This is a genomic window from Burkholderia reimsis (assembly GCF_003294055.1).
Classification (GTDB): domain Bacteria; phylum Pseudomonadota; class Gammaproteobacteria; order Burkholderiales; family Burkholderiaceae; genus Burkholderia; species Burkholderia cepacia.
Map to the genome: position 1 here is coordinate 1 of NZ_QMFZ01000040.1, position 19924 is coordinate 19924.

19 protein-coding genes are annotated in these 19924 nt (G+C 67.6%); 16 read left to right on the plus strand and 3 right to left on the minus strand.

Annotation, left to right across the window (positions count from 1 at the left end; genetic code table 11):
* The first annotated feature begins 127 nt into the window (after positions 1–127).
* The 3 genes from DPV79_RS33220 (at position 128) to DPV79_RS33230 (ending at position 3103) form a co-directional block, all read left to right on the plus strand.
* The gene (locus DPV79_RS33220; RefSeq protein WP_060157109.1) at positions 128–1450 is read left to right on the plus strand and encodes a C4-dicarboxylate transporter DctA; all 1323 of its coding nucleotides are present in this window, start codon (positions 128–130) and stop codon (positions 1448–1450) included.
* Between the two features lie 106 nt (positions 1451–1556).
* Positions 1557–2564 carry an allantoicase gene (gene alc / locus DPV79_RS33225; RefSeq protein WP_113047437.1) on the plus strand — a complete coding sequence of 336 codons (1008 nt, stop codon included), beginning with the start codon at positions 1557–1559 and terminating at the stop codon, positions 2562–2564.
* Positions 2565–2578: 14 nt separating this feature from the next.
* Entirely contained in the window at positions 2579–3103 is a 525-nt protein-coding gene (locus tag DPV79_RS33230) for an ureidoglycolate lyase (protein ID WP_021159284.1), read from the plus strand.
* 220 nt (positions 3104–3323) lie between these two features.
* Here the strand turns inward: DPV79_RS33230 and fur are convergent, their stop codons facing one another.
* Entirely contained in the window at positions 3324–3752 is a 429-nt protein-coding gene (gene fur / locus DPV79_RS33235; RefSeq protein ID WP_006400349.1) for a ferric iron uptake transcriptional regulator, read from the minus strand.
* A 142-nt stretch (positions 3753–3894) separates the two neighbouring features.
* On the opposite strand from fur, the gene DPV79_RS33240 reads away from it, so the two are divergent.
* The 9 genes from DPV79_RS33240 to DPV79_RS33280 all read left to right on the plus strand — a co-directional run bounded on the left by DPV79_RS33240 (position 3895) and on the right by DPV79_RS33280 (position 13182).
* Positions 3895–4710 (plus strand): outer membrane protein assembly factor BamE, encoded by an 816-nt coding sequence (locus tag DPV79_RS33240; RefSeq protein ID WP_027788389.1) that lies wholly within the window; start codon positions 3895–3897, stop codon positions 4708–4710.
* A 62-nt stretch (positions 4711–4772) separates the two neighbouring features.
* Positions 4773–5570 (plus strand): 4-hydroxy-tetrahydrodipicolinate reductase, encoded by a 798-nt coding sequence (gene dapB, locus DPV79_RS33245; RefSeq protein WP_021159286.1) that lies wholly within the window; start codon positions 4773–4775, stop codon positions 5568–5570.
* An 18-nt stretch (positions 5571–5588) separates the two neighbouring features.
* Complete coding sequence (locus DPV79_RS33250) at positions 5589–6257, plus strand: MotA/TolQ/ExbB proton channel family protein (RefSeq protein WP_111941391.1); 669 nt, start codon at positions 5589–5591, stop codon at positions 6255–6257.
* Positions 6258–6281: 24 nt separating this feature from the next.
* Positions 6282–6743, plus strand: coding sequence for an ExbD/TolR family protein (locus tag DPV79_RS33255; protein ID WP_059484611.1), 462 nt, complete (start codon positions 6282–6284; stop codon positions 6741–6743).
* Between the two features lie 289 nt (positions 6744–7032).
* On the plus strand, positions 7033–9627 hold the full coding sequence (gene leuS / locus DPV79_RS33260) for a leucine--tRNA ligase (RefSeq protein ID WP_113047438.1): 2595 nt from the start codon (positions 7033–7035) through the stop codon (positions 9625–9627).
* Between the two features lie 38 nt (positions 9628–9665).
* A complete protein-coding gene (locus tag DPV79_RS33265) occupies positions 9666–10220 on the plus strand; it encodes an LPS-assembly lipoprotein LptE (protein WP_021158794.1) in 555 nt (184 codons plus the stop codon).
* 18 nt (positions 10221–10238) lie between these two features.
* Positions 10239–11333, plus strand: coding sequence for a DNA polymerase III subunit delta (holA, locus tag DPV79_RS33270; RefSeq protein ID WP_113047439.1), 1095 nt, complete (start codon positions 10239–10241; stop codon positions 11331–11333).
* Between the two features lie 135 nt (positions 11334–11468).
* Positions 11469–12740, plus strand: coding sequence for a glutamate-5-semialdehyde dehydrogenase (locus DPV79_RS33275; RefSeq protein ID WP_059484648.1), 1272 nt, complete (start codon positions 11469–11471; stop codon positions 12738–12740).
* 19 nt (positions 12741–12759) lie between these two features.
* Entirely contained in the window at positions 12760–13182 is a 423-nt protein-coding gene (locus tag DPV79_RS33280; RefSeq protein ID WP_011350935.1) for a CopD family protein, read from the plus strand.
* A gap of 96 nt (positions 13183–13278) precedes the next feature.
* Here the strand turns inward: DPV79_RS33280 and DPV79_RS33285 are convergent, their stop codons facing one another.
* On the minus strand, positions 13279–14127 hold the full coding sequence (locus tag DPV79_RS33285) for a MurR/RpiR family transcriptional regulator (RefSeq protein ID WP_021158790.1): 849 nt from the start codon (positions 14125–14127) through the stop codon (positions 13279–13281).
* A gap of 294 nt (positions 14128–14421) precedes the next feature.
* On the opposite strand from DPV79_RS33285, the gene edd reads away from it, so the two are divergent.
* From edd to DPV79_RS33310, 4 genes are all read left to right on the plus strand, one after another.
* A complete protein-coding gene (edd, locus tag DPV79_RS33290) occupies positions 14422–16278 on the plus strand; it encodes a phosphogluconate dehydratase (protein WP_113047440.1) in 1857 nt (618 codons plus the stop codon).
* A 19-nt stretch (positions 16279–16297) separates the two neighbouring features.
* Positions 16298–16924: a bifunctional 4-hydroxy-2-oxoglutarate aldolase/2-dehydro-3-deoxy-phosphogluconate aldolase gene (gene eda / locus DPV79_RS33295; protein ID WP_011350938.1), complete on the plus strand. Its 627-nt coding sequence runs from the start codon at positions 16298–16300 to the stop codon at positions 16922–16924.
* A 219-nt stretch (positions 16925–17143) separates the two neighbouring features.
* Positions 17144–18505 (plus strand): GntP family permease, encoded by a 1362-nt coding sequence (locus DPV79_RS33305; RefSeq protein ID WP_113047441.1) that lies wholly within the window; start codon positions 17144–17146, stop codon positions 18503–18505.
* Positions 18506–18518: 13 nt separating this feature from the next.
* Positions 18519–19022, plus strand: coding sequence for a gluconokinase (locus DPV79_RS33310; RefSeq protein WP_042974301.1), 504 nt, complete (start codon positions 18519–18521; stop codon positions 19020–19022).
* Positions 19023–19095: 73 nt separating this feature from the next.
* Here the strand turns inward: DPV79_RS33310 and DPV79_RS33315 are convergent, their stop codons facing one another.
* The gene (locus tag DPV79_RS33315) at positions 19096–19743 is read right to left on the minus strand and encodes a TetR/AcrR family transcriptional regulator (protein ID WP_113047442.1); all 648 of its coding nucleotides are present in this window, start codon (positions 19741–19743) and stop codon (positions 19096–19098) included.
* Positions 19744–19924 lie beyond the last annotated feature (181 nt).

Below are 19924 nucleotides of genomic sequence, written 5' to 3' on the forward strand. Positions count from 1 at the left end.
GGGGTGGGAAATCCCTATTTTGTCCGTCCTTGACGCCACTATATCGGCTTCCTACTATCCACCATAACATCACTGGTCTTACCAGTATGAACAGACGAAACTGCAACCGTTGGATCGGGAGAGCGCCGTGTCGAAATTCCTTAATTCGCTGTTTGGCCGGGTAGTCGTCGCACTTATCCTGGGGATCGCGCTGGGCGCGTTCTTCCCGCATTTCGCCGAGTCGTTGCGACCGCTCGGCGACGGCTTCCTGAAGCTCATCAAGATGGTGATCGGGCCGATCGTGTTCTGCGTCGTGGTCAGCGGGATGGCGAACGCGGGCGACCTGAAGAAGGTCGGCCGGGTCGGCCTGAAGGCCGTCATCTACTTCGAGGTGATGACGACGCTCGCGCTCGGCATCGGCCTCGTGCTCGCGTGGGTCACGCGCCCGGGCGTCGGGATGAACATCGACCTGCGCTCGCTCGACGCGTCGTCGCTCGCGTCGTACGCGAAGAACGCCGAGAGCCTGAAGGACACGGCCGGCTACCTGATGAAGATCATCCCCGAGACCGCGATCGACGCGTTCGCGAAGGGCGACATCCTGCAGATCCTCGTGTTCGCGGTGCTGTTCGGTTCCGCGCTGTCGCTGCTCGGCGACAAGGCGCAACGCGTCAACTCGCTGATCGAGGAACTGTCGCACGTGTTCTTCCGGATCATCGGCTTCATCATCAAGCTCGCGCCGCTCGGCGTGCTCGGCGCGATCGCGTTCACGACCGGCAAGTACGGCGTCGCGTCGCTCAAGCAGCTCGGCTACCTGGTCGCGGTGTTCTACCTGAGCTGCTTCGTGTTCGTCACGGTCGTGCTCGGCGTGGTGATGCGGCTCGCGGGTTTCTCGGTGTTCAAGCTGATCCGCTACCTGCGCGAGGAACTGTCGATCGTGCTCGGCACGGCGTCGTCGGACGCGGTGCTGCCGCAGGTGATGCGCAAGCTCGAATACATGGGCGTGAAGGATTCGACGGTCGGCCTCGTGATCCCGACCGGCTATTCGTTCAACCTCGACGGCTTCTCGATCTACCTGACGCTCGCCGTGCTGTTCATCGCACAGGCCACCAACACGCCGCTGTCGACGCACGACCTGATCGTCGTGCTGCTCGTGTCGCTCGTCACGTCGAAGGGCGCGCACGGGATCCCGGGCTCGGCGATCGTGATCCTCGCGGCGACGCTGTCGGCGATCCCCGCGATTCCCGTGCTCGGCCTCGTGCTGATCCTGCCGGTCGACTGGTTCGTCGGCATCGCCCGTGCGCTGACCAACCTGATCGGCAACTGCGTCGCGACGGTGGTCGTCGCGGTGTGGGAGAACGACATCGACCGGGCCCGCGCGAAGCGCGTGCTGAACCGCGAGCTGCGCTACGTGCCGGCCGAAGAGGAAGACCGCGCGGCACCGGTTGCCGGCGACCAGGCTCACGCGCTCTGAGCGCGACCCCGCGCGGGCGGCTTTGCCCCAGGCCGCCCCGCGCACTTGGCATTCATGTGGCCGGCGCCTCGATGCGCCGGCCCTTCATCAAACTACAGGAGACGACATGGCAGCCCCCATCCTCGATCCGGATGCGCCGGTGTTTACGCGGCGCTACATGAACCTCGCCGACCCGCGCCTCGGGGCGCAGGCGCTCTTTGCCAGCGACGAGTTCTTCGCGCCGAAGGAGCGCATGCTGAATCCCGAGCCGGCCGTGTTCATCCCCGGCAAGTACGACGACCACGGCAAGTGGATGGACGGCTGGGAAACGCGCCGCAAGCGCACGACCGGCCACGACTTCTGCGTGGTGCGGCTCGCGCGGCCGGGCGTGATCCACGGCGTCGACCTCGACACGAGCCATTTCACCGGCAACTTTCCGCCGGCCGCGTCGATCGACGCGTGCGTCGCCGAAGGCGACACGCCGTCCGACAACGCCGAGTGGCGCACGATCGTCCCGGCGACGACGCTGCAGGGCAATTCGCATCACTACGTGAGCGTCGACGATGCGCAACCGTATACGCACCTGCGCGTGAACCTGTACCCGGACGGCGGCCTCGCGCGGTTGCGCGTGTACGGCCAGCCGCAGCGCGACTGGCGCCAGGTGCCGGCCGGCGAGCTCGTCGACCTCGCGGCGATCGAGAACGGCGGTTACCTGGTGGCCGCAAACAACCAGCACTTCGGCCCGGCATCGCAGATGCTGATGCCGGGGCGCGGCGCGAACATGGGCGACGGCTGGGAAACGCGGCGCCGCCGCGAGCCCGGCAACGACTGGGCGATCGTCGCGCTCGCGCGGCCGGGCATCATCCGGCGCGTCGAGGTCGATACCGCGTTCTTCAAGGGCAATTTCCCCGACCGCTGCTCGCTGCAGGCCGCGAGGGTGGCGGGCGGCACCGACGACTCGCTCGTCACGCAGGCGATGTTCTGGGCCGAACTGCTCGGCGAGCAGAAGCTGTCGATGGACCACGTCCACACGTTCGACCAGCTTGCGGCGCTCGGCCCCGTCACGCACGTGCGTTTCAACATCTTCCCGGACGGCGGCGTGTCGCGCCTGCGTCTGTGGGGCGAGCCGGCTTGAAGGAGGGCAACGGCATGAGCGGATCCCGTATCCTGCGCGTCGAGCGCCTGACCCGCGAAGCGTTCGCGCCGTTCGGCGACGTGATCGCGCTCGAAGGCGCGCGCCATTTCCCGATCAACGGCGGCACGACCGAGCGCTTCCACGATCTCGCGACGATCGACGTGTGCGCGGACGGCGGCCGCCCGCTCGTCAGCGTATTCCGCGCGCAGCCGCGTGCGCTGCCGGTTGCGGTCACGCTGATGGAGCGCCATCCGCATGGCAGCCAGGCGTTCATCCCGCTCGCGGCGGTGTCGCGTTACGCGATCGTCGTCGCGCCGGCCGGCGAGTTCCGGCCCGACGCGATGCGCGCGTTCCTCGCGGAAGGCTGGCAGGGCGTGAACTATGCGAAGGGCGTCTGGCACCATCCGCTGCTCGCGCTGGATGCGGTCAGCGATTTCGTGATCGTCGATCGCGGCGGCCCGCAGCCGAACTGCGATGAAATCCCGCTCGAGCACGCATGGGCGCTCGAGTTCGAGCCGGCCTGCGCGGGCGCGGCATGACGAAGGCGGGCAGGCGGGCCCCTCCGGCGGCCTGATGTCACCCGGGGCCGGCCGGGCAGGCAGCGCGAAGGGTGTGCGAAAGCCTGGGCGGGCCCGCCCTTGGAGCGTCGGCGCACCGCCGGTTTCCCCGGGGCGCCTCTTGCGTATCCCGAAAAGAAGACGGCCCGGAAGGCGAATCGCCGTCCGGGCCGTGTTGCATGCGCCGCGTGCGCGGTGGATCTCAGTGCTTGCGGTGCGGGCAGTTCTCGGTCGTGCAGGAACCGTACATCGCCAGCGAGTGCTCCTGGAGCCGGAAGCCGCGCTCCTTCGCGATCGCCTGCTGGCGGCTTTCGATCTCGGCGTCGAAGAATTCCTCGACCCGGCCGCAATCGAGGCACACGAGGTGGTCGTGGTGCGAGCCTTCGTTCAGTTCGAACACGGCCTTGCCGGATTCGAAGTTGCTGCGCGACAGCAGGCCGGCCTGCTCGAACTGCGTCAGCACGCGGTAGACGGTGGCAAGCCCGATGTCGAGCTGCTCGTTGAGCAGGTTCCGGTAGACGTCTTCTGCGGTCAGGTGGCGCACCGGGCTTTGCTGGAAGATCTCGAGAATCTTGAGGCGCGGTAGGGTGGCCTTTAGCCCGATATTCTTGAGATCCGTCGGATTGGTCATGGCTAGGCATCCCTAGAGTACAATGCAGGGCTTCAATGTTACCGGCTTTTCGCCGTTCCAGAAACACGCGCGGCCTGCGACGCGGGCCTGCACGGTGAGGGAAATGATTCCAGAATCTCTTTCGCACTTTCAGAGGAGCCGCATGCGGAGTGTCATCATCGCTGCCGCCGCCGTTGCCGCGCTGGCTGGTTGTTCGTCGTACGACAGCGTGACGCAGCGCATCGCGCAGAGCATCACCCCCTACCGGATCACCGTCGTGCAAGGCAACTTCGTGTCGCAGGAGAAAGCCTCGCAGCTGCAGGTCGGCATGTCGCGCGAGCAGGTACGCGCGCTGCTCGGCACCCCGCTGCTGGCGGACATGTTCCACGCCGACCGCTGGGATTACCTCTTCTACTTCAAGCGCGGCTCGACGGCGGTCGTCCAGCAGCGCGATCTCGTCGTGACGTTCTCGGGCGATCGCGTCGCGGGCTGGACGGGGGCGGACAACCTGCCTTCGGAACTCGACCTGCTGGCCGACATCGACGGCGACCGTGGCGGCAAGAAGGCGAAGGCGGCCGCAGCGGCGAAGAAGGCCGCCGAGGCTGCCGCCGCCGCGAGCGCCGCGCAGGCGGCGAGCGCGCCGGCGCCGGAGACGGTCGCGAGCCCGTCCACCGTGCCGGCGTCCGGTGCGGTGGTCGACCAGGATGCGAACGCGCAGGCCGCCCGCGCGGCGAACCGCGCGACCAACCAGGTGTCGGGCCAGGGCTCGGCCGCGCGGCGGTTCACGCCGTCCACGCAGGCTTCCGGCGGTGCGCCGGTGCCGGGCGGCCAGCCGCCGGGCGCGGTTCCGGCGATCCAGCCGCAGTTCCAGTTCCATCGTCCGCCGCCGCCGAACGCGTCGAACGAGGCGTCGCCGCCGGTCGGCCCGCAAGGTTCCGACACGCTGCAGAACCAGCCGCTCACCGCGCCGGCGCAATAAGCCCGCGCGCGGAAACAGGGCGGCATGCGCCGCCCGCCTTTAGACCTGTCGTGTAGAAAGCCATGAAGATTGCGATTGCCGGCGCATCGGGCCGTATGGGCCGGATGCTGATCGAAGCCGTTCTCAACGATTCCGACGCGCAGCTCGTCGGCGCGCTCGACCGCGCCGATTCGCCGTTCCTCGGCCAGGACGCCGGCGCGTTCCTCGGCAAGGAAACCGGGGTCAGGCTGACCGCCGATCTCGACGCCGTGTTCGCGCAGGCCGACTACCTGATCGACTTCACGCGTCCGGAAGGCACGATGGCCCATATCGAGGCCGCGCTGCGCCACGACGTGAAGCTCGTGATCGGCACGACCGGCTTCACCGCCGAGCAGAAGGCCGGGCTGCAGGCCGCGGCGGGCAAGATCGGCATCGTGTTCGCGGCGAACATGAGCGTCGGCGTGAACGTCACGCTGAAGCTGCTCGAATTCGCGGCGAAGCACTTCTCGCACGGCTACGACATCGAGATCATCGAGGCGCATCACCGCCACAAGGTCGACGCGCCGTCGGGCACCGCGCTGATGATGGGCGAAGCGGTCGCCGGCGCGCTCGGGCGCTCGCTCGACGATTGCGCGGTGTACGGCCGCCACGGCGTGACGGGCGAACGCGATCCGTCGTCGATCGGCTTCGCGGCGGTGCGCGGCGGCGACATCGTCGGCGATCACACCGTGCTGTTCGCCGGGATCGGCGAGCGCATCGAGATCACGCACAAGTCGTCGAGCCGCGTGTCGTATGCGCAGGGCGCGCTGCGCGCGGTCCGCTTCCTGTCGGCGCGCGGCGCCGGCCTGTTCGACATGCAGGACGTGCTCGGCCTGCGCTGACCCCACGGGGAAACTCCGATGGCGATACCCACCGGCGTTGTCCACTACCTCGAAAGCGGCGATGCGATCACGCATGCCGTCGCCTATGTACTGCTGGCGATGTCCGTCGCCAGCTGGTGCTTCCTCCTCATGAAAGCCTGGCTGCTGGTCCGCGCGAAGCGGCAGGGGCCGCGCGCGCTCGCCGCGTTCTGGCGCGCGCCGTCGCTCGACGCGGGCATCACCGCGCTCGCCGGCGCCGATCGCGAGCGCGTGTTCGTGCCGCTCGCCGAAGCCGCGCGCGATGCGGCCGACGACCACGACCCGGCCGCGCTGGCCGCGCGCGTCGAGCGCGGCGAACGCGTGCTGCGTGCGTTGCGGCACGCGATGCTGCGCTCGCAGCGGCGCCTCGAGTTCGGCCAGGTGCTGCTCGCGTCGATCGGCAGCACCGCGCCGTTCGTCGGGCTGCTCGGCACCGTGTGGGGTATCTATCACGCGCTCGGCAGCATCGCCGCGAGCGGGCAGGCGCAGATCGAGAACGTCGCGGGGCCGGTCGGCGAGGCGCTGATCATGACCGCGTTCGGGCTCGTGGTCGCGATTCCCGCGGTACTGGCCTACAACATCCTCGGGCGGCTCGTGCGGCAGCTCGCCGAGGAACTCGACGGTTTCGCGCGCGACCTGCACGTGTTCGTGTGCGCGCAGGAAGCCTGACGCGTCCATTCCGGAGGAGCGACCATGGCATTCGGCGGACTCGAGCACCACAAGACGTCCGCGCCGATGGCGGAGATCAACATGACGCCGCTGATCGACGTGATGCTGGTGCTGCTCGTCATTTTCATCATCACCGCGCCGCTGATGACGCATGCGATCCGGCTCGACCTGCCGAAGGTCGCGGCCAGCGTCGCGCGCGACACGCCGCAATCCGTCACCTTGTCGATCGACGACGCGGGCAAGCTGTACTGGGACGACGCGCCGGTGGCGCTCGACGCGCTGCCCGCGCGCTTCCGGGCCGCCGCCGCGGGCGGTGCGCCGCCCGAGCTGCGGCTGCGCGCGTCGCGCGCGACCCGCTACGACGTGATTGCGCAGGTGATGGGCGCCGCGCAGGCCGCCGGCCTCACGCGGATCGGCTTCGTGACCGACGTGCCGCCGCAGGCGGGCGGTGCCGCGGCAGCGCCTGCCGTGCCGGCCAACCGCTGAGCGGAGCGGCGGGCCCGTCCCTGGCACGGGATCGGGCCGCACGCAGCAAGACCGGTCGAATGGGCCGGCGCGGGCGGTATAATCAACGTTTTTCCCGGTTGGCAGGCTCTTTTCAGGTAACCCGGAATTTTCCAGGCTACCCGGGCATGCCGCGGGTTGCCCGGAAAATTCCCGGAAACCGTGAACAGGTCCGGCAACAGCGAACCTGCAGGTCCGCCGGGCAAGCACGATTTTCGATCCACTCCTGCGCGCGCCGTCGCGCCGCTTAAAGCCTAGTCCGAACCACACCATGCACGAGAGATACGTACCCGCCGACGTCGAAGCCGCCGCCCAGGGCGACTGGCGCGCAGCCGATGCCTACAAGACGCAGGAAGATTCGCAGAAGCCGAAGTTCTACTGCGTGTCGATGCTGCCGTACCCGTCCGGCAAGCTGCACATGGGTCACGTGCGCAACTACACGATCAACGACGTGATGTATCGCTATCTGCGGATGAACGGCTACAACACGCTGATGCCGATGGGCTGGGACGCGTTCGGGATGCCGGCCGAGAACGCCGCGATGGCGAACGGCGTGCCGCCCGCGAAGTGGACCTACGACAACATCGACTACATGAAGGGCCAGATGCAGTCGATGGGCCTCGCGATCGACTGGTCGCGCGAGATCGCGACGTGCAAGCCGGACTACTACAAGTGGAACCAGTGGCTGTTCCTGAAGATGCTCGAGAAGGGCATCGCGTACAAGAAGACGGGCACCGTGAACTGGGACCCGGTCGACCAGACCGTGCTCGCGAACGAGCAGGTGATCGACGGCCGCGGCTGGCGCTCGGGCGCGCTCGTCGAGAAGCGCGAGATCCCGATGTACTACCTGCGCATCACGCAGTACGCGGATGAGCTGCTGAACGACCTCGACGGCCTCGGCTGGCCCGAGCGCGTGAAGATCATGCAGCAGAACTGGATCGGCAAGAGCTTCGGCGTGAACTTCGGCTTCCCGTACGAACTCGACGGCGAGAAGAAGCTGCTGCGCGTGTTCACGACCCGCGCCGATACCATCATGGGCGTCACGTTCTGCGCGATCGCGGCCGAGCATCCGCTGGCCACGCGCCTCGCGCAGGACAAGCCCGAGCTGCTCGCGTTCATCGACGAATGCAAGCGCGGCGGGGTCGCCGAGGCCGACGTCGCGACGATGGAGAAGAAGGGCGTCGCGACGGGCTTCTCGGTCAAGCACCCGCTGACCGGCGAGCCGGTCGAGGTGTGGATCGGCAACTACGTGCTGATGAGCTATGGCGAAGGCGCGGTGATGGGCGTGCCGGGCCACGACGAGCGCGATTTCGCGTTCGCGAAGAAATACGACCTGCCGATCCGGCAGGTGATCTCGGCCGAAGGCCAGCAGTACTCGCTCGACGCATGGCAGGAGTGGTACGGCGACAAGGAAACCGCGGTCTGCGTGAACAGCGGCAAGTACGACGGCCTGCGCTACACGGAAGCCGTCGACGCGGTCGCGGCCGACCTGAACGCCGGCGGTTTCGGCGACAAGCAGGTCACGTGGCGCCTGCGCGACTGGGGCGTGTCGCGCCAGCGCTACTGGGGCACGCCGATCCCGATCATCCACTGCCCGTCGTGCGGCGACGTGCCGGTGCCCGAGCAGGATCTGCCCGTCGTGCTGCCGGAAGACCTCGTGCCGGACGGCTCGGGCAACCCGCTCGCGAAGTCGGAAGCGTTCCTGAACTGTTCGTGCCCGAAGTGCGGCGCGGCCGCGAAGCGCGAAACCGACACGATGGACACCTTCGTCGATTCGTCGTGGTACTTCTCGCGCTACACGGCGCCGGACGCCGATACGATGGTCGACGCGCGCACCGACTACTGGATGCCGATGGATCAGTACATCGGCGGCATCGAGCACGCGATCCTGCACCTGCTGTATTCGCGCTTCTGGACCAAGGTGATGCGCGACCTCGGCCTCGTGAAGTTCGGCGAGCCGGCGAAGAACCTGCTCACGCAGGGGATGGTGCTGAACGAGACGTTCTACCGTGAAGACGCTTCCGGCAAGAAGACGTGGTACAACCCGGCCGACGTGACGGTCACGCACGACGACAAGGGCCGCCCGGTCGGCGCGACGCTGAACACGGACGGCCAGCCGGTCGTGCTCGGCGGCATCGAGAAGATGTCGAAGTCGAAGAACAACGGTGTCGATCCGCAGGTGCTGATCGACCAGTACGGCGCCGACACCGCGCGCCTGTTCACGATGTTCGCCGCGCCGCCCGAGCAGCAGCTCGAGTGGTCGGGTGCGGGCGTCGAGGGCGCGAGCCGCTTCCTGCGTCGCGTGTGGAGCTTCGGTGCGACGAACCGTGAAGCGCTCGCCGCGCGCGCGGGCTTCGATGCGGCCGCGCTCGGCGAAGCCGACAAGGCGCTGCGCCGCGAAATCTACAGCGTGCTGAAGCAGGCCGATTTCGATTACCAGCGCCTGCAGTACAACACGGTCGTGTCGGCCGCGATGAAGATGCTGAACGCGATCGACGGCGCGAAGGGCGCGACGCCCGGCGTGCTGCGCGAAACGTACGGCGTGCTGCTGCGCGTGCTGTACCCGGTCGTGCCGCACGTCACGTTCGAGCTGTGGAAGGCGCTCGGCTATGCGGACGAATTCGGCCCGCTGCTCGACGCACCGTGGCCGAAGGTCGACGAGGCCGCGCTCGAGCAGGCCGAGATCGAACTCGTGCTGCAAGTGAACGGCAAGGTGCGCGGCGCGCTGAAGGTCGCGAAGGACGCGAGCCGCGAGGCGATCGAAGCTGCGGCGGTGGCCGACGAAGCGTTCGCGAAGTTCAGCGACGGCAAGCCGGCGAAGAAGATCGTCGTCGTGCCGGGCCGCCTCGTGAACATCGTCGTCTGACGGCCGCCGGCCGTCGGGCGCACACAGAAGGAGCGAAGGTGATCCGCAGATCGTTTTTGATGCTCGCCGTCGGCAGCGCGGTCGCGCTGTCGGCATGCGGCTTCCAGTTGCGCGGCCAGCAGGACTACGCGTTCAAGCACCTGCTGATCGTCGGCGCGCCGGCGCCGGTCGAGGCGCGCTTCGTGCGCCTCGTCGAGGCCGGCAGCGACACGAAGATCGTCAAGTCGGCGGACGACGCCGACGCCGTGCTGCGCATGTCGGAGTCGCGCGGGCAGAATACGCTGACGCTCAACAAGTACGGCTCGGCGCAGGAATACGCACTGTTCTATACGCTGACCTACACGCTCACGAGCAAGGACGGCACCGTGCTGATCCCGCCGAGCGCGATCGCGCTGAATCGCGCGATGACGTACAGCGACCAGTACACGAACGCGAAGGCGCAGGAAGCCGACATCCTGTACGGCGACATGCAGAACGACGCGGTCGACCAGCTGATGCGGCGTCTCGCGATCGTCCACTCGCTGACACCGGCGCCGGAAGACGTGGTGCCGGGCGTCGCGCCGCGCGCGCCGTTGCCGCCGCCGCCGCTCTGATCGACGGCATACGCACCGATGCAATTGCGACTTGATGCACTGGAGCCGCACCTCGCGAAGGGGTTGGCCGGGCTCTATACCGTGTACGGCGACGAGCCGCTGCTCGCGCAGGAGGCGTGCGACCGCATTCGTGCGGCCGCACGCGCGGCCGGCTTCACCGAGCGTTCGGTGCATACGGTCGAGCGCGGTTTCGACTGGAGCGTGCTGCTCGGCGCGACCCAGGCGATGTCGCTGTTCGGCGAGCGCCAGCTGATCGAGCTGCGCATTCCGTCGGGCAAGCCCGGCAAGGAAGGCGCCGACGCACTGAAGACGCTCGCGGCCACGCCCAACCCCGACGCGCTGATGCTCGTCACGTTGCCGCGCCTCGACGCGGCCACGCAGAAATCCGCCTGGTTTACCGCGCTGCAGAACGGCGGCGTCGCGCTGAAGATCGATCCGGTCGACCGCGCGCAACTGCCGAACTGGATCGGCCAGCGTCTCGCGATGCAGGGCCAGCGCGCCGCGCCCGGCGAGGACGGGCGGCGCGCGCTGCAGTTCATCGCCGAGCGCGTCGAAGGCAACCTGCTCGCCGCGCACCAGGAAATCCAGAAGCTCGGGCTGCTGTATCCGCAGGGCGCGCTGTCGTTCGAACAGGTGCACGACGCGGTGCTGAACGTCGCGCGTTACGACGTCTTCAAGCTGAACGAAGCGATGCTCGCCGGCGACGCCGCGCGGCTCGCGCGGATGATCGACGGGCTGAAGGGCGAGGGCGAGGCGATCGTGCTGGTGATGTGGGCCGTCGTCGAGGAACTGCGCACGCTGCTGCGGATCAAGCGCGGCACGACGGCCGGCAAGCCGCTGGCAACGTTGCTGCGCGAGAACCGCGTATGGGGGCCGCGCGAGCGGCTGATCGGCCCCGCGCTGAACCGCGTGTCGGAAGCCGTGCTCGAGAAGGCACTCGCGTTTGCCGCGAAGCTCGACCGGCAGGTCAAGGGGCTCACGGCCGTCGTGCCGGGCCGCCGCACGCAGGACGAACCGCCGCCCGATCCGTGGGACGGGCTGTTCCAGCTCGCGATGACGGTGGCCGGTGCCCGCGGCGAGCGACCGCTGACCGCGGGTCGCGTGCGACGCTAAGTCCCGTCCGGGCCTTCAGCGCGCGCTGCGCAACCCGCATACAATGTTTCGATCACGGGCGCGGCTCTCCGGCCGCCGTCCACGCTTCCCCACGAATTCATGCCGCCCAGCGCGGCGCGCTTCTCGAGTCACACGATGGATATCGATCAGTACATGACCGACCTGGGCCGTCGCGCCCGGCACGCTTCCCGCGCGATGGCGCGCGCCAGCACGGCCGCGAAGAACGCGGCACTCGACGCCGTGGCGCGCGCGATCGAACGCGACGCGCAGGCACTGAAGGACGCAAATGCCCGCGATGTCGCCCGTGCCCGTGAAAAGGGGCTCGATGCAGCGTTCGTCGATCGCCTGACGCTGTCGGACAAGGCGCTGAAGACGATGGTCGAGGGCTTGCGCCAGGTGGCGTCGCTGGCCGATCCGATCGGCGAGATCGGCAACCTCAAGTACCGCCCGAGCGGAATCCAGGTGGGCCAAATGCGGGTGCCGCTTGGCGTGATCGGCATCATCTACGAGTCGCGCCCGAACGTGACGATCGACGCAGCCGCGCTTTGCCTGAAGTCGGGCAACGCGACGATCCTGCGCGGCGGCTCCGAAGCGCTCGAATCGAACGCGGCGCTCGCGAAGCTGATCGGCGAAGGGCTCGAAGCCGCCGGCCTGCCGCAGGACGCGGTGCAGGTCGTCGCGACGGCCGATCGCGCGGCGGTCGGCAAGCTGATCACGATGACCGAATACGTCGACGTGATCGTGCCGCGCGGCGGCAAGAGCCTGATCGAGCGCCTGATCAACGAGGCGCGCGTGCCGATGATCAAGCACCTCGACGGCATTTGCCACGTGTACGTCGACGATCGCGCCGACCTCGGCAAGGCGCTGACCGTCTGCGACAACGCGAAGACGCACCGCTACGGCACCTGCAACACGATGGAGACGCTGCTCGTCGCGAGCGGTGTCGCGGCGAAGCTGCTGCCGCCGCTCGGCAAGCTGTATCGCGACAAGCAGGTCGAGCTGCGCGTCGATGCGGCCGCGCGCGCGGTGCTCGCCGATGCGGGCGTCGGCCCGCTCGTCGATGCCACCGAGGAAGACTGGCACACCGAGTATCTCGCGCCGGTGCTCGCGATCAAGGTCGTCGACGGCCTCGATGCCGCGATCGAGCACATCAACCATTACGGCTCGCATCACACGGATGCGATCGTCACCGAGGATCACGACCGCGCGATGCGGTTCCTGCGCGAAGTCGATTCGGCGAGCGTGATGGTCAACGCGTCGACGCGTTTCGCGGACGGTTTCGAATTCGGCCTCGGCGCGGAAATCGGCATCTCGAACGACAAGCTGCACGCACGCGGCCCCGTCGGCCTGGAAGGGCTGACGTCGCTGAAGTACGTCGTGCTCGGGCACGGCGAAGGCCGCCAATAACAAGCGAGGCACACAACCGATGGCGATGCTCTGGGTCAAGACGTTCCATATCGTACTGATCGCCGCGTGGTTCGCGGGGCTCTTCTACCTGCCGCGCATCTACGTGAACCTGGCGATGGAAACCGATCCGGCCGCCGTGCGGCGCCTGTTGCTGATGGCGCGCAAGCTGTTCCGCTTCATGACGATGATCGCGGTGCCGGCGCTGGCCTGCGGGCTGTGGCTGTGGCTTTCGATCGGCATCGGGCAGGGGCAGGGCTGGATCCACGCGAAGGTGACGGTCGTGCTGCTGCTCATCGTCTATCACGCCTATTGCGGGCACCTGCTGCGGGTGTTCGAGCGTGGCGAGAACCGTCGCACCGACAAGTGGTATCGCGTGTTCAACGAGCTGCCGGTGCTCGGCATGCTCGCGGCGGTCGCGCTGGTCGTGATCAAGCCGTTTTGAGCGGCGCGGCCGGCGCGGTTGCCGGTGCGGAACCCTGCGCAACGGCGCCCCTCGGGGCGCCGTTCGTCGTTTACGTGCGCTCTGCCTGCCGCCTGCTCAATCCTTCGTGCCGTCGTCGATCCGGCGGCGCGTGATCGCCTCCTTCGCGCGGCCGACCCGTTCCATGAGCGCGGGGCCGCGCGACAGCGCGACGCCGACCGCGAGGATGTCGCCGATCGCGAGATGCGACATCCGCGACGTCATCGGCGAGAACACGTCCGTTTCCTCCGCGACGTTCGACGCGAGGCTCACCGTCGCGAGCTTCGCGAGCGGCGAATGGCTCTGCGTGATCGCGACGACTTTCGCGCCGCACGCGAGTGCGGAGCGCGCGGCGTCGACGATGTCGCGCGTGCGGCCGGTGTTCGAGATCGCGACGACGACGTCGTGGGGCCCGAGCAGCGCCGACGACATCGAGAACGTGTGCGGGTCCGAATACGCGACGCTCGGCACGCCGAGCCGGAAGAACTTGTGCTGGATGTCCTGCGCGGCGATGCCGGAGCCGCCGGCGCCGTAGAACTCGATCCGCGATGCGTTCGACAGCAGCGCGATCGCTTCGGCGACGCTGCCGGCCGACAGGCTGTTGCGCACCTCGATCAGCGCGCCGATCGTGCGGTCGAACACCTTGCCGATGATGCCGGGCGCCGGTTCGTCGGGCTCGACGTCGCGATAGACCGACGACACGCCCGGCGCGACGCTCTGCGCGAGCCGGATCTTGAATTCGCGGAAACCGCTGCAGCCGAGCGCCTGGCAGAACCGCGCGATCGTCGGCTGGCTGACGCCCGCGCGCGTCGACAGCTCGGTCATCGCGAGGTCGAGCACCTCGCGCGGCGCGGCGAGGATGTAGTCGGCGAGCTTGCGCTCGGACGGGCGCAACTCGGCGCGGATCGCTTCAATGCGGGGCAGCATGGGACGGGCGGGCAGAAATCGGGTTCGGATGAGCGAGTGTATCGCAATCGAATTGTAGAAAATCTACATGAAATTGCTAGCTGATTCGTCGGTGTTTCACCGCGTACGGGATACCCGAGATTAGGGTTTTCACTAGATAAAGCCTTGCTGGTGGCGGGAATAAGGGTTGCGTGCATGCGGATCGACGTTGCGTGCTTGTAGTTTTTCTACTAGACTGGCTTCGTTCGTTCGATGCACTCGATCGTCCCCACGATTCCAACCGCCGGTGTCGGCCGGCATACAGGAGCGCCCAGCATGACATCGCTGCACCCCACTCTGGCGAAGGTCACCGAACGCGTGATCGCCCGCAGCCAATCGACCCGTTCCGCCTATCTGCAGCGCATCGACGGCGCGCAGGGCAAGTTCCCGGCACGCGGCGCGCTGTCGTGCGCGAACCTCGCGCACGGCTTCGCGGGCCTCGAGGGCAACGACAAGTTCTCGATCAAGGCGATCCGCGAGCCGAACATCGGTATCGTGTCCTCGTACAACGAGATGCTGTCCGCGCACGCGCCGTACAAGGATTTCCCCGAGATCATCAAGGCGGCCGCGCGCGAGAACGGCGGCGTCGCGCAGTTCGCGGGCGGCGTGCCGGCGATGTGCGACGGCGTCACGCAGGGCAACCCGGGGATGGAGCTGTCGCTGTTCTCGCGCGAGGCAATCGCGATGGGCACGGCGATCGCGCTTACGCACAACATGTTCGACGCGGCGCTCTGCCTCGGCATCTGCGACAAGATCGTGCCGGGCCTGCTGATCGGCGCGCTGCAGTTCGGCCACCTGCCGACGATCTTCGTGCCGGCCGGCCCGATGACGAGCGGCCTGTCGAACGACGACAAGGCGAAGATCCGCCAGCAGTTCGCGACCGGCCAGGTCGGCCGCGACGCACTGCTCGAAGCCGAATCGGCCGCGTATCACGGCCACGGCACCTGCACGTTCTACGGCACCGCGAACAGCAACCAGATGCTGATGGAGCTGATGGGGCTGCACCTGCCGGGCTCGGCATTCGTTCATCCGCACACGCCGCTGCGCACCGCGCTGACGGCCGAGGCCGCGCGCCGCGTGCTCGACCTGACCGTCGGACGCGGCCACTACACGCCGATCGGCCATGTGATCGACGAGAAGGCGATCGTCAACGGGATCGTCGCGCTGCTCGCGACGGGCGGCTCGACCAACCACACGCTGCACCTCGTCGCGATCGCGCGCGCGGCCGGCATCCTGATCGACTGGAACGACTTCGACGAACTGTCGGCCGTCGTGCCGCTGCTCGCGAAGATCTACCCGAACGGCAAGGCCGACGTGAACCACTTCCACGCGGCGGGCGGCGTGGCCTTCCTGGTGCGCAACCTGCTCGAAGGCGGGCTGCTGCATGAAGACGTGACGACCGTCGCGGGCAAGGGCCTGTCGCACTACACGAAGGAGCCGAAGCTGATCGACGGCAAGCTGACGTGGGTCGACGGCGCGGCCGAGAGCCACGACACGAAGGTGCTGCGCGGCATCCGCGACCCGTTCCAGCCGGACGGCGGCCTGCGCCTGATGCAGGGCCGGCTCGGCCGCGGCGTGATCAAGATTTCGGCGGTCGCGCCCGAGCACCGCAAGGTGACGGCGCCCGCGATCGTGTTCGATTCGCAGGAAGCCGTGCAGGAGGCCTTCGATCGCGGCGAGCTGAAACGCGATTTCGTCGCGGTCGTGCGCTTCCAGGGCGCGCGCGCGAACGGGATGCCCGAGCTGCACCGTTTGACGCCGCTGCTCGGCGTGCTGCAGGATCAGGGCTTCCACGTCGCGCTCGTCACCGACGGCCGCATGTCGGGCGCGTCGGGCAAGGTGCCGGCCGTGATCCACGTGTCGCCGGAAGCGCTGCTGGCCGGCCCGCTCGGCAAGGTGAAGACGGGCGATACGCTCGTGATCGACGCCGAAGCCGGCGTGCTGGACATCGAGGTCGACGCCGCCGAGTGGCAGGCGCGCCCGGTCGCGCAGCCGCTGCACCAGGCCGAGAACGAGGTCGGTTTCGGGCGTGAACTGTTCGGCGTGTTCCGCGCGGCCGCCGCGCCGGCCGAGCAGGGCGCATCGGTTTTCGGCGCGCTGGTCGGCGAATCGGCCGCCCACGTCGCCGCATGAATTTCAAGGAGCCAATTCAATGAAGACGATTGCTGAAATCGTGAAGCTGGGCCCGGTCATCCCGGTGCTCGCATTCGACTCGGTCGAGCAGGGTGAACACGTGTCGCGCGCGTTGCACGCGGGCGGCGTGAAGGTACTCGAGATCACGCTGCGCACGCCGGCTGGCCTGGAAGCGATCCAGCGCGCGAGCCAGCTCGCGGACGACATCGTCGTCGGCGTCGGCACGATCACGAAGCCCGAACATTGCGAGCAGGCGAAGCGTGCGGGCGCGAAGTTCGGCGTGTCGCCGGGCCTGACGAAAGAGCTGCACCTCGCGTCGCTCGACGCGGGCCTGCCGCTGCTGCCGGGCGTGATGACGCCGAGCGACATCATCCAGGCACTCGAATTCGGCTACGAGATCGTGAAGTTCTTCCCCGCTCAACAAGCGGGCGGCGTGCCGATGCTGCAGGCGTTCCACGGCCCGTTCCCGGCACTGAAGTTCTGCCCGACCGGCGGCATCACGGTCGAAACCGCGCCGAATTTCCTGAAGCTGCCGAACGTGGTGTGCGTCGGCGGCTCGTGGCTCACGCCGAAGGCCGCGCTCGCCGCGCAGGACTGGGCCGAAGTCACGCGCCTCGCGCAAGCCGCGAGCCAGCTTCCCCGTTAAGACTTGTACGAGATGACGGTTTGACCCTCGGAAGACAAGCGCTTAGTGCTTGTTTTACCGAGGGTTTTTGCTGATGGAACCGGTTCTATCCGCGGACCGTAAAGATAAGTAAAATTCAGCGTCCTGACGGGGTGGGTACCCCCCGTGTTCCGGAGACCTGCATAGCCGGGCATACTCGCAACAACGCGCCCGGTTCGAACAATTCTAGGAGGAGTCCACATGGGGGCTGTCCAAGGCAGCATGCTGCTCGTATTCACGCTGATCGCGATTGCCGCGCTGATCCTGATGATCGCGCGCTACAAGATCTACCCGTTCCTGGTGCTGATCATCGTCTCGCTCGGCCTCGGCCTCGTCGTCGGCATGCCGATGGACAAGATCGTCAAGTCGTTCGAAACGGGTACCGGCGGCACGCTCGGCCACATCGCGATCGTCGTCGGCCTCGGCACGATGCTCGGCAAGATGATGGCCGAATCGGGCGGCGCCGAACGGATCGCGACCACGCTGATCGACTGGTTCGGTGAAAAGAACATCCACTGGGCGATGATGTTCGTCGCGATCATCGTCGGCTTGCCGGTGTTCTTCGAAGTCGGCTTCGTGCTGCTGATCCCGATCGCGTTCAACGTCGCGAAGCGCACCGGCAAGTCGCTGCTCGTCGTCGGCCTGCCGATGGTGGCCGGCCTGTCCGTCGTGCACGGCCTGATCCCGCCGCACCCGGCCGCGCTGCTGGCCGTCCAGCAATACGGCGCCGATATCGGCAAGACGATCGCGTTCGGCCTGATCGTCGGCGTGCCGACCGCGATCATCGCGGGCCCGCTGTTCGCGCTGACGATCTCGAAGTTCGTGAAGCTGCCGGAAAACAACCCGCTCGCGTCGCAGTTCGTCGACTCGCATGCGGACGGCCGCAAGCGCGAACTGCCGAGCTTCGGCATCACGCTGTTCACGATCCTGCTGCCCGTCGTGCTGATGCTCGTCGGCAGCTGGGCCGACCTGCTGTTCACGCCGAAATCGCTGCCGAACAACCTGCTGCGCTTTGCCGGCAACTCGGACGTCGCGCTGCTGATCGCCGTGCTCGTGAGCTTCTTCACGTTCGGCAAGCTGCAGGGCTTCAACCGCGACCAGATCCAGAAGTTCTGCGGCGAGTGTCTCGCACCGATCGCCGGGATCACGCTGATCGTCGGCGCGGGCGGCGGCTTCGGCGGCGTCCTGCGCGACAGCGGGATCTCGCAGCAGATCGTCGAGACCGCGAAGCATGCGCACCTGTCGCCGCTGCTGCTCGGCTGGTTCGTCGCGGCGCTGATGCGTCTCGCGACGGGGTCGGCGACGGTCGCGATGACGACGGCCTGCGGCATCGTCGCGCCGATCGCGGCGGCAGCCGGCACGACGGTCAGCCCGGAGCTGCTGGTGCTCGCCACGGGCTCGGGCTCGCTGATCTTCTCGCACGTGAACGACGGCGGCTTCTGGCTGATCAAGGAATACTTCGGGATGACGGTCGGTCAGACGTTCAAGACCTGGTCGTTGCTCGAAACGATCATCTCGGTGCTCGGCCTCGGCTTTACACTGCTGCTGAGCATGGTTCTGTAACAAGGGGTAGTCAATGATTCTGATCGCAATGGGCGTGTCGGGCGCGGGCAAGTCGCGAATCGGCGAAATGCTGGCGGAACGCCTGTCGTGCAGCTATACCGACGGCGACGCGTTTCACAGCGCGGCGAACAAGGAAAAGATGCATCACGGCATTCCGCTGACCGACGACGACCGCTGGCCGTGGCTGCGCACGATTCGCGCGGCCATCGAGGAAAAGCAGCGCGCGGGCGAGACGGCCGTGTTCACGTGCTCGTCGCTGAAGCGGTCGTACCGCGACGTGCTGCGCGGCACCGACACCGACGTGCGGTTCGTGTATCTGAAGGGTTCGTTCGAGGTGTTGCACGAGCGCCTGAAGAGCCGCACCGGCCATTTCTTCGATCCGTCGCTGCTGAAGAGCCAGCTCGACACGCTCGAGGAACCGGGCCCGGACGAAGCGATCCAGGTCAGCATCGAGCTGACGCCCGAACAGATCGTCGACCAGGTCATGCTGAAGATCGGCATCGCGCAGCAGCACTGAGCGCGGTTCGCGGCAATCATCACGCAAAAGGCGCCCCTCGGGGCGCCTTTTGCGTTGGTGGCCGGCGGCCCGGTCAGGTGGCGGGCGCCTGTTTCGCGATGCCGTCGAGCAGCACGTCGAGCATCGTGTCGTGCACGGCTGCCGGATCGAGCTGCGCATAGAGCGGGGCGGCCGCCTTGACGAGCGGATGCGCGGCGTCCGACAGCGCCGCCATTTCCGCGAGCTCGACGTCGTTCGCGGCGCGCGTGAGGCCGCCGGCTTCGGCCGCGGCAAGCCCGATCACGCTCGCATACCAGCCGACGCAAACCGATGGCAGCGCCGCGCGCGGGATGCCGGCGTCGGCCAGCGCGCGATGCACGGCCTCGATGTGCGCGAGATCGGCCGGCCCGGTACTCATGTGCCGCTGCAGCAGTGCGAACGCGGCCGGGTAGCGCAGCGCGAGCGCGCGGTACTGGCGCGCGAGGTCTCGCAGCCGTTCGCGCCACGGCAGCGTGGCGTCGACCGGCACGAGCGAGCGCGACAGCGCGTTCGCGATCGCGCGACTCAGGCCTTCCTTCGACTTGAAGTGGTACAGCACGCTCATCGGGTCGCAGCCGACCGATTGCGCGAGCTTGCGCACGCTGAACGCGGCTTCGCCGACGTCTTCGAGCAGCGCGAGCGCGGCCGCGACGATCGCATCCTTGTCGAGGCCGCGCGGGCCCTGGGTGGGTTTGTCTTTCATCGATACGGGCCGGTGTGCCGGTGCGGCACCGGCTGTAAACTTGACGAAAGCTGATTCTACACTGTAGAATTATTTCTGCGGTGTAGAAATTGGGTGTCCCGGCACCTTTCAATACGTGCTTTCGCACAGTCCGGGATCCAGGCGGCACGAGCGTGCCCGCCGTCAACACGGGCTATCGCGC